The following is a 1,201-nucleotide window of genomic DNA, read 5'->3' as shown; positions in this document are numbered from 1 at the left end:
AATTCTCTCCGCGCTTTTACAGGCGCAACACGTCAGCCGTTAGACGGTATTGTATCAACGATTGCACGATGACCAAACGGCTGTCCGAGAAATGGATAAACCTGTACCATGATTTTGCCGGCTTTTACGTGGCGCGGTGGTACTCGGCCGGCTACCTTGCCGAGAAATTCCTGATAAACAACGGCATTGCGTTTCCAAGTTTTGACTCCATACCATACCCTGTGCAAGAACTGGCTTGGCGGTCATATGTCGGCGGCCGAATCGAAGTACTGAGACGAGGCTTTATCGGCCATGCCAATCAGTATGACATCAATTCGGCGTACCCGCACAAAATAGCCAACCTCCCAGACCTTACTGATGGCCGATGGATACAAGCTAAGGCTATACATCCTGACGCGCGGATTGGCTTTTTCGAGATCGTAGCCAACATACCAGACACAAAGCGCGTTGCACCTTTTCCGTTCCACGTCCCGGGTTCCGTGCTGTTTCCAACAGGCCGGTTTAAAACATACGTAACGATTGACGAGCTGCGCGTGTGTGAAAATGAGGACTACTATCGCATACTGCGCTCTTGGCAGTACATCCCAAACACCGACCGCAAGCCGTACAAGGGCTTTATAGAGTCTCTTTACGACAAAAGGCTGGCGTTAAAGCAGGCCGGCAACCCCTTGCAATTGCCAATAAAAGTGGTCATGAATTCCATCTATGGCAAGACCGGCCAGAAGGTAAACCGCGTAATCGGCAACCTGTTTAACCCTGTCATATTTGCTAACATCACGGGCAGTACCCGGGCGCAGATGTACCGATTTGTCGTTGACAACGGCCTAGAGGGCGACGTAGTTGCGTTTGCAACGGACGCGATATGCACCGCCCGCGACCTTGACATAAAGTCAAGCAGGCTAGGCGACTTTTCCTTTGACAAGTCCGGCGATGACGTGTATTACTTGCAAAATGGCATATACCGGTTTAACGAAAAATGGAAGCTGCGCGGTATCGGCAGCATTGGCGGCAAGACTGTAGAACATATCGATAATATTGAAAAGGACGGTCGGCTGTACCTTGTACTGACGCCTACGAGGAGCGCGTCACTGCGCGAATGCATCATTCAAGGTCGTATACAGGACATTGGCAAGATAAAGCCTGTAAGAAGGTTGGTCAACCTGAACGCGGACAGAAAGCGACTATGGCTAGGCACCCTTAA

The 1,201-nt window shown here is 50.8% G+C and carries 1 protein-coding gene; it reads left to right on the top strand.

What is annotated here, in order from left to right:
* Positions 1 to 68 precede the first annotated feature (68 nt).
* Positions 69 to 1,201: DNA polymerase (locus ACREAY_RS11995; protein WP_431755998.1), on the top strand; the 1,133-nt coding region annotated here is incomplete at its 3' end.

Origin of the sequence: Nitrososphaera sp. (assembly GCF_050748925.1) — an archaeon.
In the GTDB taxonomy this organism is placed as follows: domain Archaea; phylum Thermoproteota; class Nitrososphaeria; order Nitrososphaerales; family Nitrososphaeraceae; genus Nitrososphaera.
Note: the sequence above shows the minus strand (reverse complement) of the source record. Positions and strands in the feature narration are given on the sequence as shown.